The organism is Pediococcus damnosus, assembly GCF_001437255.1.
Taxonomy (GTDB): Bacteria; Bacillota; Bacilli; order Lactobacillales; family Lactobacillaceae; genus Pediococcus; species Pediococcus damnosus.
In genome coordinates this window covers 1-15,056 of sequence record NZ_JQBD01000013.1, presented here as the reverse complement: position 1 = coordinate 15,056, position 15,056 = coordinate 1, and the positions used below count along the sequence as shown (strand labels likewise).

The window sequence follows — 15,056 nt, the reverse complement described above, 5'->3', positions numbered from 1 at the left end:
GTTGGTTAGGCCCCTTTCTTTTCATTCTTTACAAAACAAGCAAAGATAAAGTCAATGATTCCAAAAACAGTGGCCACTAAAAAAGCTGCTCGAAATCCGTGCATTGCGGCAATATAGGATTGATTACGATAGACCAAGGGTGCTGATTGCAGTAAAGAATGGGCTGGATTACTGTTTGACATAACATTTGCCAAGACACTGCCCAAAATTGCTGTTCCCATTGAAGTCATTACCTGACGCATTGTACTGTTAACCGCAGTTCCGTGACTTAATTGAATCCCTTTTAAATCCACAGAACTTGCAGCTGTCAGTGGCATCGTAACCAGAGCAACACCAATCATCAAAACTGTATATTCACAAATAATAAAGCTATATGACGTTTGGCGTGTCAACATCGCAAATGGTACCGTGGCAATGGTAAGTAAGAAAGTTCCAACAAGGGCTAAACGCCGACCACCCATTTGGTCATAAAGATGACCACTAATAAGACTGACGACACCATAAATCAAAGCGCCTGGAAGAATCATTAATCCAGAATGTAAAGGACTCATTCCGCGCACGTTTTGAAGATACATTGGCAAGACAACCTGAATGCCAATCATTGTGGTGTTCGATAGTGCTGTAATCATTGATGCCACAGTGAAAGAAGGAATTGTTAACAGTCTAACATTTAAGAATGGTTCTTTTTGGGGCCATTCACGTCGGACAAAAGCACCGATAAAGATTAATCCCACCACAATACTTGTGATGACAATCCTGGATGTCCAACCATCAGAACCAACTGATGAGAGTCCATAAAGAAGGGCCCCAAAACCAATTGTGGAAAGCATCATTGCCCAAACATCAATTTTGGACTTTTTAACTTCAATTACAGGACGGACAAACGCAATTGTCATGACGATTGCAATCCCCACTGGAATCAACATGAGACCAAACAAATCTCGCCAACTGTAATTATCTAAGATAAAGCCTGCAACTGTTGGGCCAAGAGCTGGTGCTAATCCAATTACAATTCCGCCTAACCCCATCATCGATCCACGTTTCTCTGGTGGAAAAATCACTAAAAGAACCGTTTGAATTGTTGGAAAAGTTATTCCAACGCCAATTGCTTGAATTAATCGACCGGTCAAAATTAGACCGAAATTACCTGCAGTGTAACTAATCAACAAACCACCAAAGAAAAATCCCAGCGCAGTTAAATAAATAATTCTTAGACTGAAATTGTTTAGCAGCCAAGCACTTACTGGAATCATAATTCCCATCACGAGCAAAGGCCCCGTGGTTAGCCATTGAACCGTGGCACTTGAAATTGAGAATCGGTTCATTAAAGTTGGATACGCTGTAACCAGCATATTAGTCGTTAGGGATGTACAAAATGTCCCCAGCAGCAACGTTAGCATTAGTAAAAATTTGTTATAAGCCTTCCCATTATTGTCCATGAATAAAACCTCGATTTATTTTTCTTGCAAACTGATAGTATAAGTTTACAAGAATTCATTATAAACTGATTCTATCAGAAAATAAACTGTTTTTAATCATTTGTTTTGTGTTAAAATAAATTCAACAAGTTTATAAGGCAAACTAACCGCGCTATAATAGGAAAAACAGGTGATTACTAATGGTAAAAAAAAGAACCCTTTCTCGCGAAAAAGTTTTAGAAACAGCCGAACATCTCATTGAACAAAAGGGACTCAATGGGCTCACAATTCATGACTTAGCAACAGCCTTGAATGTGCGCCCACAATCAATTTACAATTATGCTTCGGGTTTAGAGGATCTTCTCGATCAGGTTGGTCTTCAATTTGTTCAGGAAGTTTCCGAACAATTAACTCAACAACTTATCGGTGTAGCTGGCCCTGAAGCGCTAACTGTTTTTGCACATGAATTCCGACAGGCTTGCCTACAACATCCCGGAATGGCTCCCCTTTTACTCAATCCAAACATGCTATCTAAAACCACTAAAACGCACCAAGCATTGATTAACTTATATCGAAAACTGTTTGATCCCCTTCATTTAAATGATGATCCTGGTAAAGTAGAATCAACTCTTTACCGATCCACATTATTTGGCTTTATCGTACAAGAAATTGGCGGATTTTTTAGTTTAAATTCTGAAGACCTCGATCAACGATTTGAACAAACTATGCAGTTAGCAATTGACCAGATTACGTTTGATTAACTTATGGAAAATTTTTCTGCTGGGCCTGAGGACAACTTCACAAGTCAGAGAAAAAATAAACAAGATGAAATGAGATGCGATCCCGTTTCCACCTTGTTTATTTTTTTATCTTTTAACGGCTTGTTTCGTTCACTACTTTAGGACAGCTCGACAAGTCAAAAAGTGAATCACAAGCATGACTCCCGCGGAATTGCGATCCCGCATCGTCCTATCTTGGTCTGCTGCTTTCCGCTGAGCCTTAGGACAGCTCGACAAAATGGTAAGAGTAAAGAAATAGGCATGCCTCCCGCGGGATTGCGATCCCGCATACGGCACGCCTATTTCTTTACTCTTACCATTTTGTCTCACTCACTTAATTCATTCGTCAACCTAATAAAATCATCCACCGTCAACCGCTCCGGCCTAATGCCTGGCTTGATTTCTAGTTTTGCTAACACAGCTTCTAACTTCGCCTTTGTGTCATCATCCTTACCATGCATTCCCACAAGGTTATTCCACAAAGTCTTTCGACGGTGAGTAAAACAGCCTCGTACCGTTTTGTAAAATGCATCCTTTGAATATGGTTGCACTTCTCTTGGTTCACGATGCGTCAATTTCACAATTGCAGAATCAACTTTTGGTTGAGGCACAAATACCTTTCTTGACACCTCAAACTCAACACTGACATTCATTTCTAGTTGAACTGCAACACTCAATGATCCATAAGCCTTTGTACCGGGTACTGCATTCAACCGCTCGGCAACTTCTTTTTGCATCATGACCACAATCTGTTCCAGTTCCAACGGACTACGCAATAAGCCCTTCAAAATTGGTGTCGTGATGTAATAAGGCAAGTTGGCCACAACTTTAAGGGTGTGTTCACCATCTAACTCCTCAGACACAACTTTTGGTAAATCCACCTGCAAAATATCATCATTAATGATGGTAATATTTTTATAAGGTGCCAACGTTTCATCCAAAACGTTCAATAAATTTTCGTCAATTTCAAACGCCAACACATGGTGAGCATGCCGAGCTAGCTGTTCCGTCAAAGCTCCAATCCCAGGGCCCACTTCAATAACATCATCAGCTTCAGTAATTTCAGCAGCAGCCACAATGTCTTTCAAAATTTGTGGATGAGTTAAAAAGTTTTGTCCAAGACTTTTCTTGGCATTTAATCCGTAACGTTCTAAAATTCCGCGCGTCCTAATTGGATCAGCAATATCTATTTCTTCTGTCATCGGTTGTCCTTCCTCTACTCTTGTCCCAATTTAGAAACTGCATCCTGAAAATCTTCATCACTAATCTGAAACAACTGTAACCTCTTTAAAAGTTGTTTACCATTTACGTAGCCGATATTCAAAATTTCACACAGTTCCATGCGTCGTTGTTTTGCATGTTGCCCCGCAATCAAATTGGCATCCAACAGATCCGTACGTGTGATTGTCTGCGGTGCGTCTGAAACTTCCGTGTACACTTTATCCAACGCATCACGAATAGCCTGGGGCGTCGCATGTTCAACCCCTAAACTCCCCTTCTTGCTGGGAACCGCATCTTTTCGGGCCAAAAAAGCATGTTTAACATCAGGGACAGCCGCAGAAATGGTCTTACGGATTTTTTCGCCAGAAAAATCCGGATCAGTAAATACAATCACACCCCGTTCTTCTTGCAAACGGCGAATTTGATCGATTGTCTGCTCCGAAATAGCAGATCCACGGGTCTCAATCGTATCCGCATTTACAGCTTTATTAATCCGGACCGTGTCATCCTTGCCTTCAACTACAATTACTTCTTTAATTTTTTTCATCGTCAGTTATCCTATAAAATTCTTTGGCATTTTCATACGTTGCTTTTCCGATCACATTGGGATCTTCATCCCGTAAACGGGCCAAGGCTTCCACCACATAAAGCGTATAGGCAGGCTCATTTTGCTTGCCTCGGAAAGGCATTGGTGCCAAGTAAGGAGCATCCGTTTCGGCCATAATCCGATTTAGTGGTGTGGATTGCACAGATGCGTGCACATCCTTGGCAGACTTAAAACTAGCCACCCCACTATACGAGATGTGCATGCCGAGATTCAGGAATTTTTCCAACCACTCTGGGGAACCATTAAAACTATGCATCACGCCACCAAAGTTTTCAACATGCGCATTTTTTAAAACAGCATACGTATCTTCAAACGCATCCCGATTATGAATGGCAACTGGCACATTTAGCTCGCTTGCAATCGCCAATTGTTCCTCGAACACCCGTCGCTGAATTTTTCGTGGTGATTTTGTTTCATAATAGTCCAAACCAATTTCGCCTAAAGCAACAACCTTGGGATCATTTAATTGTTCTTTCAAAATTTCAGCTTGAGGTTCATGAAAGTCTTTGGAATCTTCTGGATGCCAACCAACTACTGCGTAAAGCCCGGCATATTTATGGGCTAACATAATCGCATCTGCATTTAGTTGGGCGTTTGACCCAACCATGGCCATTTTCTGAACGCCTAACTTATGGGCGTGCTCAACGTAGCTGGCCTCTTGTCCTAAAAAGGCTGCATCATTTAAATGTGTATGTGAATCAAATAATTGCATGCTTCCTCCAATTTACTAAAATAACTCAAGACATCTGGGAAAACGGTTAGTCTTGAGTTAGTTTTATCATTTCTGAAACGTGCCTCAAAAGGCAGCTTCTTCTGCTTAGCTACGATAATCAAACGATTCCAAACCCGAATCATTCGCTTATCTAGGCTGCCATGAGAACTTGTTGCTTTAGCAACTTTAGTTCTATGGACAACGTCAGTATGCTCAGAAGCTGCTAACTTTCGTGTCGATGTCGATTGTACTAAGCCAAAGATCGGCAAGTACAAGTCGCAATCGCCTTTTGAGGACACTCTCTTATTTATTCCACTCCAGAGCCATTCACGAGGCTGTTTGGTACCTCAACCACTTGAATATGGCCATCGTGTTCTGCTGACAATAACATGCCTTGGCTAATCTCGCCGCGCATCTTACGTGGTTTAAGGTTAGCAACAATCACTACCTTTTTACCTACTAAGACACTTGGATCTGGATAATATTCCGCAATTCCCGAAAGAATTTGGCGATCACTTCCATCGCCAGCGTCCAATTTAAATTTAAGCAGTTTGTCAGCACCTTTAACATGGTCGACGGACTTAATTTCGGCTACTTTTAATTCAATTTTATCAAAGGCTTCAATCCGAATCGGCTTTTTTGTTGACTTCAATTCAGGTTCGTCAGCAGTTTGCACGGCCTTTTTGGCGGCTTCCATTGCTGCACGGCCCTTTTTCTTATCTGTTTTGGTCATTTGCGCCTTAATAAAGGCCACTTCTTCTTTAGCATCTAAACGAGGAAAAATTGGTGTTCCCTTAGCCACAACTTTTGTGCCTGCAGGAATGGTTCCAAAATGAAGCTCATCTAAACTAACAGTTTGTGCAGATAAGCCTAATTGACCCAGAATCTTACCGGGTGCTTGCGTTAAAACGGGTTGGAGTAAGTGGGCTAGTAACCGTAAGCTCTCTGCCAAATGGTTCATGACACTCGCCGATTTAGCTTGATCAGCCTCATCGGTACTCTTAGCTAAAACCCAAGGCTGGGTCTCATCGATATATTTATTAGAACGACTCACTAACTTCCAAACTTCAGAAAGCGCATCAGAAAAATGAAGTGAATTCATTAATTCACGATAATTTGTCACAACTGTGGCAGCTGTATTTTCAAGATCCTCATCGAATTCTGTCACGCCAGGTTTAAAGGTTGGAATTACCCCATCCTCGTATTTGTTAATCATTGCGACCGTCCGATTTAGGAGATTACCTAAATCATTGGCCAGATCATAATTAATTTTGTCGACAAAATCTTCTGGTGTGAATACTCCGTCATTTCCATAAGGCATGGCCTTTAACAAATAATAGCGTAGCGCATCTAGTCCATAACGGTTAACCAAGGTTTCTGGATAAATAACGTTACCCTTTGACTTCGACATTTTACCGTCTTTCATTAGCAACCAACCGTGGGCAACCACATGCTTAGGTAAAGGTAAGCCTAAGGCATGTAATAAAATTGGCCAATAAATTGTATGGAAACGAACGATCTCCTTACCAACCATGTGCACATCAGCTGGCCAGTATTTATCAAAGTTCCTATGATCATCACTACCATACCCTAGTGCCGTAATATAGTTTGTTAAAGCATCAATCCATACATAAACGACATGTTTAGGATTGTTCTTTACTTTAACACCCCAATTAAAGGTTGTTCGGGAAACGGCTAAGTCTTCCAAACCAGGTTTAATGAAGTTATTGATCATTTCGTTCATCCGACTTGCTGGTTCAATAAAATCAGGATGCTCTTTATAATACTGGAGCAGCCAATCAGCGTACTTACTCATTTTGAAAAAGTACGATTCTTCTTTAACCTTTTGAACTTCATGCCCAGATGGTGCCTTGCCACCGGTCACATTACCATCGGCATCATGATACACTTCAGCTAACTGAGTTTCGGTAAAGTATTCTTCATCTGAGACTGAATACCAGCCTTCATACTCGCCTAAATAAATGTCGCCACTGTCTTCCAATTTTTGAAAAATCTTCTGAACAGCCTTTTCGTGATAATCGTCAGTTGTCCGAATAAACTTCGTATTGGAAATATCCAAAAGTTTCCAAAGCTTTTTAATCCCAACTGCCATGTCATCCACATAAGCCTGGGGAGTTGTTCCTAATTCTTCGGCTTTTTGTTCGATTTTCAAACCATGTTCGTCAGTTCCGGTTAGAAAGAAAACGTCTTTGCCTTCCAAACGCTGAAAACGAGCCTCCGCGTCGCAAGCAATGGTTGTATATGAATTTCCAATGTGTAATTTTCCAGATGGATAATAAATTGGTGTCGTTATATAGTAAGTGGGTTTATCTGCCATATGAGATTTCCTTCCTAGTTTATGCTGAAACGTGCTTTAAAAGGCAGCTACCTCCGCTTGCCATGTTCTTGCGGTCTGATTTTCGGCCACAAGAATGGCCAACGTCCGAAGCATGAAAGATTTTTGGAACGAAAATCATCTACACTTGCGGAGTAGTAGCTACGGCAACCAAACGATTCTAAACCCAAATCATTCGGTTCCCTAGGCTAATGCTCGGAAGCTATTCGCCTTTTGCAGCACTCTAGCTTTATTAAATTTATATTTGAGTTATTTTAACTTTAAGTATATCACAAAGAAACGCGTGGCCAAGCCCGTTTCGTTCTGATTTGGGTCTTAAAATAGATCAAGTTGTAAGGGACCTAAACCGTTAAAACTAATATTTAGAATTTTTTTCAAACGCAACGCATTATCTGCAGCGTCATGGCCACTATTATTATTAAAAATAACACAAACTTCATCCGCTTTTCCCTGCATTTGGCGCACAAGGGTCGCAAAATTTTGCAGCTCAGTTTCGGAATAACGATACAAAGTACGTGTTTTCCGCCAGTTTTGTCCTTGTTTGGCCCAACCTTCAGCATTTTTACCATGTAATCGTAAAACTGCCAAATGAGAATTAGTTACCGTTTTAATCAACGGAACGCCGTTTGGAACTGAACTCGGTTCGTCCACACTTACATGACTCATTTCCAATTTTTTCAGATACAGCATCGTTTCTTCTTGGACCGCTGGATCATACCAACTGCGATTACGAAACTCTACAGAAATTGGTAAATCGCCCATCAGTTCGCGGATATCCCATAAGTAGCGAATATTAGCTGTTTCACAATTAAAATACGGTGGAAACTGGAACAAGATCGTTTTAAGTTGTTGCGCCTCAACTAATGGCCGGACCATTTTGCGAAACTCTGTAAATGCTAATCGATGATCGTCACTTAGATAATCATTAGCACTCACGCCATCATGCAACGTCATCAATTGATTGGCCTTCAAAATAAATTGAAATTTTTCTGGAACCGATTTTTGCCAGTTAGCGATTGTACTCAGTTTTGGAATTCCATAAAATGAGGTATCCACTTCGACCACTGGAAAAAAGCCTGCATATTCTTGCAGCGTAACTTTACGATCTTCATTTTCAATTAATGTGGGATGGTCAGTCCACGTTGTTAAACCAATTGTAATCAATTCTCTTTGCCTCAATTTATCGATTGTTTACGCCTAGTCTATCACAGTTTCTCTACGCAAACATTAGCCAAATATTCTTGTAGGATTTTATTTTATTTTCTGTATACTAAAATAGTTGCCTACTGATTCAAAGCAAATTCTGCAATGGGTCGGAGGTGTGAATTTTGTTGCCCACGTTCTTAACATCACTTCTGGTAGCGATCCTAAATTCGTTATTTGTCTACTGGTTGAATAGATATGACCAGAAGTAAGACTACTTCTAGGCAACGTCGACCCACCCGCTTGGTTTAAATTTTGGCCGAAGCTAAATTTTAAACGCAAATAAGTGTAAAAAAAGGCCTTAACTACTCCACATAGTTAAGGCCTTTGGTGTGATTTTTGTTTCCCACTTCTTTGTAAATTCATTATAACTCATGAATTTAGCTTTAGCAAAAAATAGTTTACCAAAAAATCACCCATTTGATAAACTATTTTATCTACTATTAAATAAACTGAATCAAAGTCATGACAATCGGCACAACCACAATGAAGAGAATCGTACTGGTTGTGACTAAGTTGGTCGCAAACTTCACGTCACCATGCGACTCATTTGCCAAAATTGGCATAACGGCCAATGCGGGCGCAGCAGCTTGCACAATCAAGGTTTGCATTTCCATTTTTGGAATTACATGGCCCATTTTTGCCCCAAGCATGATCAATAAAGTAATCACAACTGGTGACAAGACAAAACGACCGAGCAAGGCAAAAATTGTATCTCTATCAAAATTGATACTCTTTAAACCAGCATCTGCTAACACAATCCCAATGTAGATCAAGGATAGTGGTGTAACCAGATTACCAACGTAAGTCAACGTATTGTTAGCCCATGCTGGAACTGGTAAGTTCAAAATCAACCATACTAAAGCAACCAAGAACCCTAGCAATGGGGGTGGCAATAATTTCTTCCAGTTAAAGTTACCGGAACTCTTTTCACCCTTCTTCTTAGTTGGATCATCATTTGAAATTAAGAACACCCCAAATGCCCAAGTAGAAACGGTATTGGTAACGTAGTAAACCAAGAAGTAAGGTAAACTTACGGATCCAAAGAGCGCAATGTTCAAAGGTAAGCCAATAAAAATAGTATTGGCATTAACAACGGTATTCATAAAGATTCCGCGTCGACCTGGACGAATCTTTAAAACCTTAACCGCCAACCAGGCAATGATATACCCAATAATTACCCCACCAAATGAATAAACTAATCCACTAGATAAACTGATTAATTTTGGCAACGTTAAATATTTCATAATTGCTACAAAAATTGAAGCAGGTAGAGCAACATTCATAATTAGTTTGGAAATACTGCCACTAAAGTTATCATCAAACCAACCCATTCGACGAAGCGCATAACCTAACGCCATCATCAACAGAATTGTGACAACACTTTCAACAGAAGTTATAAAAGCCATGATAATCCTTCTTCCACTCGATAATTTTTTAAAACTTAAATTTTTTAAAACATAGATAACTTATTTTTATTAACCGTCAATTCCAGTCATTTTCATCGGATCAACCCACTGATCATACTGGGCATTCGTGACTTTTCCAGACTGAATTGCGGCCTGATGTAAAGTAACGCCATCTTTTTGAGCTTGTTGTGCAATCTTAGCACTGGCATGATATCCAATGTGTGGAGATAGGGCAGTCACAATCATCAAGGATCGATCAACCAGTTCTTTCATGCGGTCTTGATTAACAGTCAAACCAGCAATCATTAAATCAGTAAAATTACTGATTGTTCCGGTTAAAAGTTCGGCAGATTCAAGAAAAGTACTGATGATAACTGGTTTGTAGACGTTCATTTCAAAATTTCCTTGACTGGCAGAAAGCGAAATTACGACATCATTGCCAATTACCCTAACCGCAGCCATTGTGATTGCTTCAGCCTGAGTTGGATTAACTTTTCCAGGCATAATTGAGGATCCTGGTTCATTGGCAGGAATGTTTATTTCGCCATAGCCGGCACGTGGTCCACTAGCTAAGAAACGCACATCATTAGCAATTTTTATTAAATCACTTGCTAAAGTTTTCATAGCCCCGTGAACAACGTTTAACCCAGAGTGAGCAGCCAATTCATAAAACTTATTTGAATCGGCCGTAAATTTAATTCCATAAATGTCACTCATTTTTTGAGCAATTGTTTCTGCAAAGTGAGGAACCGCATTTAATCCGGTGCCAACCGCTGTCCCACCAACCGCTAGTTCATTCAGCGTGCCGTTCAATTCTTTCAAGTAGCCGAGATCATGTTCTAATGTACTCTTCCAACCACTAATTTCTTGGCCAAAAGTTATGGGCGTTGCATCCTGTAAATGAGTTCGACCAATTTTTACCACTCGCCAAAATTCTTTTTGCTTTTCGTCCAATTTGTCAATCAGATGCTGTACTGCAACTTCCAATTTTTCAACAGCAAGGGCTGCGGTAATATTCATGGCCGTTGGAAAAATGTCATTCGAACTCTGACTATGATTAACATCATCATTTGGTAAAATCTCAACTTTCGAATTAAGCTTCTTGGCCACATTGGCCACAACCTCGTTCACATTCATGTTAGTTTGTGTGCCTGAGCCAGTTTGGTAAACAACCAATGGAAAATCTTTTCTTAATTGAACATCATCTAAACTAAGCAATTGATTAACTGCCGCAACGATTAAACTGGCCTTTTCTGCAGAAATTGCTTTCTCATCTTGGTTAGCTAGTGCCGCCGCTTTTTTTAATTGAAGCATGACTTTAATTAGCACCAGTGGCATTTTTTCGCCGGTAGAAAAGTTTTGTAAACTTCTTTGAGTTTGTGCGCCCCACAGCGCATCCGCTGGGATTTTGACTGGTCCTAAAGCATCTTCCTCTATCCGATAATCTGACATGATTGTAGCCTCCCACATCCTATTCTAGGTTGCCAGCCATAAAATAGCTCATGTACTATCTCTTACTCACTTTCGAAAACATCCTAATACTTTGGTTCCCACTTCATATCGGTAATTGCCTTATCAACATCTGAAATTGGTTCCTGATTCAATTTTTGATCAACCGCACTCTGCGCTGCAGCCTTTGCCACCGTGTATGAGAATTGATCGAGCTTTGAAACTGGTGGTAATACAGCAGCACCAGCCTTGTTACCATCCACAATTCCACCTAATGAATGGGCAGCCTTTGAAATCATTTCATCATTTAAAACTTTAGCAGTGGAAGCAATCACACCTAATCCTAAACCGGGATAAACTAACGCATTGTTAGCCTGACCAATTTGGTAAGTGACGCCATTGTATTCAACGTCATCTGCTGGAATTCCTGTTGCTACTAAAGCCTTCCCATCAGACCATTTAATCAAATCTTCAGCTTTAGCTTCTGCTAATTTAGTTGGATTTGATAACGGGAAAATAATTGGGCGGTCAGTATGAGCAGCCATTTCTTTCACAATTGATTCTGTGAACGTTCCTGGTTGAGTTGAAGTTCCCACCAAAATCGTTGGGTGAATTGCCTTTACAGCCGCTTCTAAAGTTGTTAAATCATCGGCATTGGCAAATTCAGAACGAGAACGTGCAAATGGCTTTTGTTCTGGTGTCAACGTCTTGTCATCATCAAACAACAAGCCTTGTTTATCAACCAAATAGAAGTGTTTCTTTGCTTCATCTGCAGATAAGCCTTGTTGCAAGAATTCATCATAAATCCGTTTCGTGATTCCAGCGCCAGCAGTTCCAGCACCAAATGAAAGATAAACTTGATCCGTCATTTTTTGTTTAGAAATATTCAAAGCACCCAAAATCCCAGCCAAAACAATAATTCCAGTTCCCTGGATGTCATCATTAAATGTCGTGATTTTGTCTTTGTACGTATTTAAGATATTAGCAGCATTATCCCGACCAAAATCTTCAAAATGGAGATAAAGTTTTGGAAAAAGATCTTCAGCCGTGTTTACAAACTGATCCACAAATTTGTAGTAACGATCACCAGTTACGCGTTCGTGACGATTGCCAAGGTACATTGGATCTTTTAACAAATCTTGATTATTTGTTCCAGTATCTAAAGCAACTGGCATAACCTGGCTAGGATCGATTCCGGCAGCCGCTGTATAAACCATTAGTTTTCCAACAGAGATGTCGACACCATTTGTGCCCCAGTCACCAATTCCTAGAATTCCTTCCGCATCTGTGACCACGATCAAACGAATATCGCGACCATCAGCAGCGTTTTTCAAAGAATCCTTCATGCTGTCTGGATCATCAATTGATAAGAATGTTGCATTTTGGGGCTGAACAAACAGCTCACTATAGTTTTCAATTGTGTCGGCAATGGTTGGATCATACACGATTGGCATGAATTCAACTACGTGCTGGCTAAATAATTTATAGAATAATACGCGATTTTCATTAAAGATTTCCATTAAGAAAATTCGTTTTTCTAAACTACTTGTTTTTGATTCGACTTGCGCATACGTTTGCGCAGCTTGTTCATCTAATGTTTGGACGTAAGGTGGTAATAACCCAACCAAACCAAGTGATTGACGCTCTTCTTTTGTAAATGCGGTCCCCTTATTTAAAAATGGATCGTTCAAAATTTCTACTGGACTTTTTGCCATATTTATAGCCTCCAATTACTTTCTTTTCTAATCAACAGCGCCAGTATACGCGGTCAAAAAAACTATAGTCAAACGTTTAAGAAAGTATTAAAAAAGGTAATAACTGGTTCCAGAAACTCTGTGTTTTCAAGGGATTATCTGGTGTCCTATTTTTAGCACTTTTTAATGGGATTTAATAGTCCAAAAAGTTATAATAAAAGTATCAAGAAAGTTTTGTAAACTTAGAGGAAAATTTATGAATAACGGAAAAGAGGAATATCATGAATAAAAAATTAACAAAATCATCAGACAAGGTAATTTCGGGTGTCATTGGCGGCTTTGCGGAATACTTGGGTGTTGATAAGGCGTTGTTACGGATAATTTACGCGGCAATTTCAATTCCTGGATTTTTTCCATGTATCATTTTGTACATTGTGGCAGCAAATGTAATGCCAGAAAAAAACAAGTGAGTGAGGGAAAAGCTAATCATGCAAAAACAATATAAAAATTTTAGAGCGGCTTATCCGGTAATTATTAATCGCGATAAACCTGACCTTTATCTAGCCCATATCGTAGATTTCGATAGTGATACCAGCGGAGCAACGTTATCAGAAGCAATCGAAATGGCGCGAGATGCCTTATCCGAAGAAGGTGTGGCCCGTCAAGATGCGGGCCTTTCCATCCCTGAACCCAGTTTTGATATTAAACATCCCGAACATACAATCGTCACCTATGTAGATATTGATCTCGCAAAATATCGAAAACTCTCGGACAACCGAACCGTAAAAAAGACGATCACCATTCCCAGTTATCTAAACGAATTAGGCCGTGAACAAGCGATTAACTTTTCAGAAACGATGACAACTGCCTTAAAAGAAAAGTTGGGCGTTTAATAAAATTCGAGTCATTTTAAAAATTAACCAGACTGAGGCAACTAATGAATATTAAGGATTTTGAGTATTTTCAGGCAATGTTCCAAGAACGGAATTTCTCGCGGGTGGCAGCCAAATTTAAGGTTAGCCAACCAACCATTAGTACTGCAATTAAACGTCTGGAAACTGAGTTAAACACCCAGCTGTTTGTGCGTGATGCCAGCCAGCATAGATTGACAACTACCTTAAGTGGCCAACAACTTGCTGAACATACTGGTATTATTTTGAACCAAGTTAGGGTTGCCAAAAATGAAATTCAAAACATTAACACCGGCAAAATTGTCTTGGGCTTGCCACCAGTAATTAGTCAGTCCTATTTCCCGCAAATTGCCGCTGAACTCGCAAAACAAGATTTGTTGACCCAGATTATTCCAGTCGAGCGCGGATCCGCTGAATTATTGAAGCTCCTTTTAAATGGGACGTTAGACATGGCCTTGGTCGGTTCAATTCAGCCCTTTGATTCGGCGCGCTTGTTCAGTCAGACGTTTGCGAAAACTAATTTTAAAATTATTGTTGGTAAGGATAACCCCTTGGCTAGCCAATCTGATGTTTGGTTTCGTGATTTACAAGATTTAAACTTCATTACTTTTGGGAGCAGTTTCGTTCATTCGGAAGCTTTAAAACAGCTGAGTCATGCCAATCATTTCCGCCCCAAAATTACCTATCAAAGTGAGGATCCACAGGTCATTCAAGGGATGGTTGAGAAAAATGTCGGCATTAGCTTCCTTGCAGAATCCGCCGTTACCAATCCCAACGTTGTGCAGTTAAACCTGCTTGATGATCCCCAACCTGAATTTTATATGAGTTTAGCTTACAGAACTAACCACATTCTTTCGCCCGTGCAACAAAAAGTTGTGGATATCTGTTTGGACATCAAAAATTAGCTTAACTTAAACTTCCACAAAAATAAGAGACTGAGAAAAAAACACTTTTCTCAATCTCTTATTTTTTTATTTTTAAGTTTTTATGTAAACGTGGAAATACGAAATTCCACCTAATTACTCGGTACAAAAGAGTTAACAACAATTAAATTAGCTTAGATTTCGTCTTCCAGAAATTCGGGCTGGAACGTAGTGGGCACGACTTAGAGCTGAAATTCACATCTCTAAGCTCGGCCTTTATCTAAACGATAAATCGTTAAGAAAAACGACACTACTGAGCCCATTGCTTCCAGACTGATTCGAGTTTTGAAACTAATTATGTTTAACACAAAGGTTGTTATGGCAACGTTCATACGAACTATCGAAAGACAACGACTTCCCCAGTTCGGAGGCGT

At 39.9% G+C, this 15,056-nt stretch carries 14 protein-coding genes; 4 read left to right on the top strand and 10 right to left on the bottom strand.

Annotation, left to right across the window (positions count from 1 at the left end; genetic code table 11):
* Nucleotides 1-5: 5 nt before the first annotated feature.
* Nucleotides 6-1,439 (bottom strand): MDR family MFS transporter, encoded by a 1,434-nt coding sequence (locus tag IV84_RS03125; RefSeq protein WP_046871948.1) that lies wholly within the window; start codon nt 1,437-1,439, stop codon nt 6-8.
* 179 nt (nt 1,440-1,618) lie between these two features.
* Here IV84_RS03125 and IV84_RS03120 point away from each other — a divergent pair, with 179 nt between their 5' ends.
* Nucleotides 1,619-2,179: a TetR/AcrR family transcriptional regulator gene (locus IV84_RS03120; protein ID WP_056986092.1), complete on the top strand. Its 561-nt coding sequence runs from the start codon at nt 1,619-1,621 to the stop codon at nt 2,177-2,179.
* A gap of 344 nt (nt 2,180-2,523) precedes the next feature.
* Here IV84_RS03120 and rsmA read toward each other — a convergent pair whose 3' ends face one another.
* The 9 genes from rsmA to IV84_RS03075 all read right to left on the bottom strand — a co-directional run bounded on the left by rsmA (nt 2,524) and on the right by IV84_RS03075 (nt 12,869).
* Nucleotides 2,524-3,399 (bottom strand): 16S rRNA (adenine(1518)-N(6)/adenine(1519)-N(6))-dimethyltransferase RsmA, encoded by an 876-nt coding sequence (rsmA, locus tag IV84_RS03115; RefSeq protein WP_046871946.1) that lies wholly within the window; start codon nt 3,397-3,399, stop codon nt 2,524-2,526.
* Between the two features lie 14 nt (nt 3,400-3,413).
* Entirely contained in the window at nt 3,414-3,965 is a 552-nt protein-coding gene (rnmV, locus tag IV84_RS03110; protein ID WP_046871945.1) for a ribonuclease M5, read from the bottom strand.
* Nucleotides 3,952-4,737: a TatD family hydrolase gene (locus IV84_RS03105; RefSeq protein ID WP_056986091.1), complete on the bottom strand. Its 786-nt coding sequence runs from the start codon at nt 4,735-4,737 to the stop codon at nt 3,952-3,954. The genes rnmV and IV84_RS03105 overlap by 14 nt, the downstream gene beginning before the upstream one ends.
* The gene (locus IV84_RS03100; protein ID WP_141306237.1) at nt 4,707-5,036 is read right to left on the bottom strand and encodes a hypothetical protein; all 330 of its coding nucleotides are present in this window, start codon (nt 5,034-5,036) and stop codon (nt 4,707-4,709) included. Before IV84_RS03100 ends, IV84_RS03105 begins: the two co-directional genes overlap by 31 nt.
* A gap of 8 nt (nt 5,037-5,044) precedes the next feature.
* Nucleotides 5,045-7,075 carry a methionine--tRNA ligase gene (metG, locus tag IV84_RS03095; RefSeq protein WP_046871942.1) on the bottom strand — a complete coding sequence of 677 codons (2,031 nt, stop codon included), beginning with the start codon at nt 7,073-7,075 and terminating at the stop codon, nt 5,045-5,047.
* A 333-nt stretch (nt 7,076-7,408) separates the two neighbouring features.
* The gene (locus tag IV84_RS03090) at nt 7,409-8,257 is read right to left on the bottom strand and encodes a DUF72 domain-containing protein (protein ID WP_046871941.1); all 849 of its coding nucleotides are present in this window, start codon (nt 8,255-8,257) and stop codon (nt 7,409-7,411) included.
* Between the two features lie 482 nt (nt 8,258-8,739).
* On the bottom strand, nt 8,740-9,705 hold the full coding sequence (locus IV84_RS03085) for an AEC family transporter (RefSeq protein WP_046871940.1): 966 nt from the start codon (nt 9,703-9,705) through the stop codon (nt 8,740-8,742).
* A gap of 69 nt (nt 9,706-9,774) precedes the next feature.
* Nucleotides 9,775-11,157, bottom strand: a complete 1,383-nt coding sequence (locus IV84_RS03080) for a class II fumarate hydratase (RefSeq protein ID WP_056986090.1) — start codon at nt 11,155-11,157, stop codon at nt 9,775-9,777.
* Between the two features lie 83 nt (nt 11,158-11,240).
* Entirely contained in the window at nt 11,241-12,869 is a 1,629-nt protein-coding gene (locus IV84_RS03075; protein WP_056986089.1) for a malolactic enzyme, read from the bottom strand.
* 260 nt (nt 12,870-13,129) lie between these two features.
* Between IV84_RS03075 and IV84_RS03070 the strand changes: the two genes are divergently transcribed.
* From IV84_RS03070 to IV84_RS03060, 3 genes are read left to right on the top strand one after another with little or no spacing between them, the layout of a single operon-like run.
* Nucleotides 13,130-13,318 (top strand): PspC domain-containing protein, encoded by a 189-nt coding sequence (locus IV84_RS03070; RefSeq protein ID WP_046871937.1) that lies wholly within the window; start codon nt 13,130-13,132, stop codon nt 13,316-13,318.
* Between the two features lie 18 nt (nt 13,319-13,336).
* On the top strand, nt 13,337-13,741 hold the full coding sequence (locus IV84_RS03065) for a type II toxin-antitoxin system HicB family antitoxin (protein ID WP_046871936.1): 405 nt from the start codon (nt 13,337-13,339) through the stop codon (nt 13,739-13,741).
* Between the two features lie 44 nt (nt 13,742-13,785).
* A complete protein-coding gene (locus IV84_RS03060; protein ID WP_056986088.1) occupies nt 13,786-14,664 on the top strand; it encodes a LysR family transcriptional regulator in 879 nt (292 codons plus the stop codon).
* Nucleotides 14,665-15,056 lie beyond the last annotated feature (392 nt).

Coding starts and splice junctions, on each gene's coding strand:
- IV84_RS03125 (WP_046871948.1), bottom strand. CDS start 1,439: ATGGACAATAATGGGAAGGCTTATAACAAATTTTTACTAATGCTAACG.
- IV84_RS03120 (WP_056986092.1), top strand. CDS start 1,619: ATGGTAAAAAAAAGAACCCTTTCTCGCGAAAAAGTTTTAGAAACAGCC.
- rsmA (WP_046871946.1), bottom strand. CDS start 3,399: ATGACAGAAGAAATAGATATTGCTGATCCAATTAGGACGCGCGGAATT.
- rnmV (WP_046871945.1), bottom strand. CDS start 3,965: ATGAAAAAAATTAAAGAAGTAATTGTAGTTGAAGGCAAGGATGACACG.
- IV84_RS03105 (WP_056986091.1), bottom strand. CDS start 4,737: ATGCAATTATTTGATTCACATACACATTTAAATGATGCAGCCTTTTTA.
- metG (WP_046871942.1), bottom strand. CDS start 7,075: ATGGCAGATAAACCCACTTACTATATAACGACACCAATTTATTATCCA.
- IV84_RS03085 (WP_046871940.1), bottom strand. CDS start 9,705: ATGGCTTTTATAACTTCTGTTGAAAGTGTTGTCACAATTCTGTTGATG.
- IV84_RS03080 (WP_056986090.1), bottom strand. CDS start 11,157: ATGTCAGATTATCGGATAGAGGAAGATGCTTTAGGACCAGTCAAAATC.
- IV84_RS03075 (WP_056986089.1), bottom strand. CDS start 12,869: ATGGCAAAAAGTCCAGTAGAAATTTTGAACGATCCATTTTTAAATAAG.
- IV84_RS03070 (WP_046871937.1), top strand. CDS start 13,130: ATGAATAAAAAATTAACAAAATCATCAGACAAGGTAATTTCGGGTGTC.
- IV84_RS03065 (WP_046871936.1), top strand. CDS start 13,337: ATGCAAAAACAATATAAAAATTTTAGAGCGGCTTATCCGGTAATTATT.
- IV84_RS03060 (WP_056986088.1), top strand. CDS start 13,786: ATGAATATTAAGGATTTTGAGTATTTTCAGGCAATGTTCCAAGAACGG.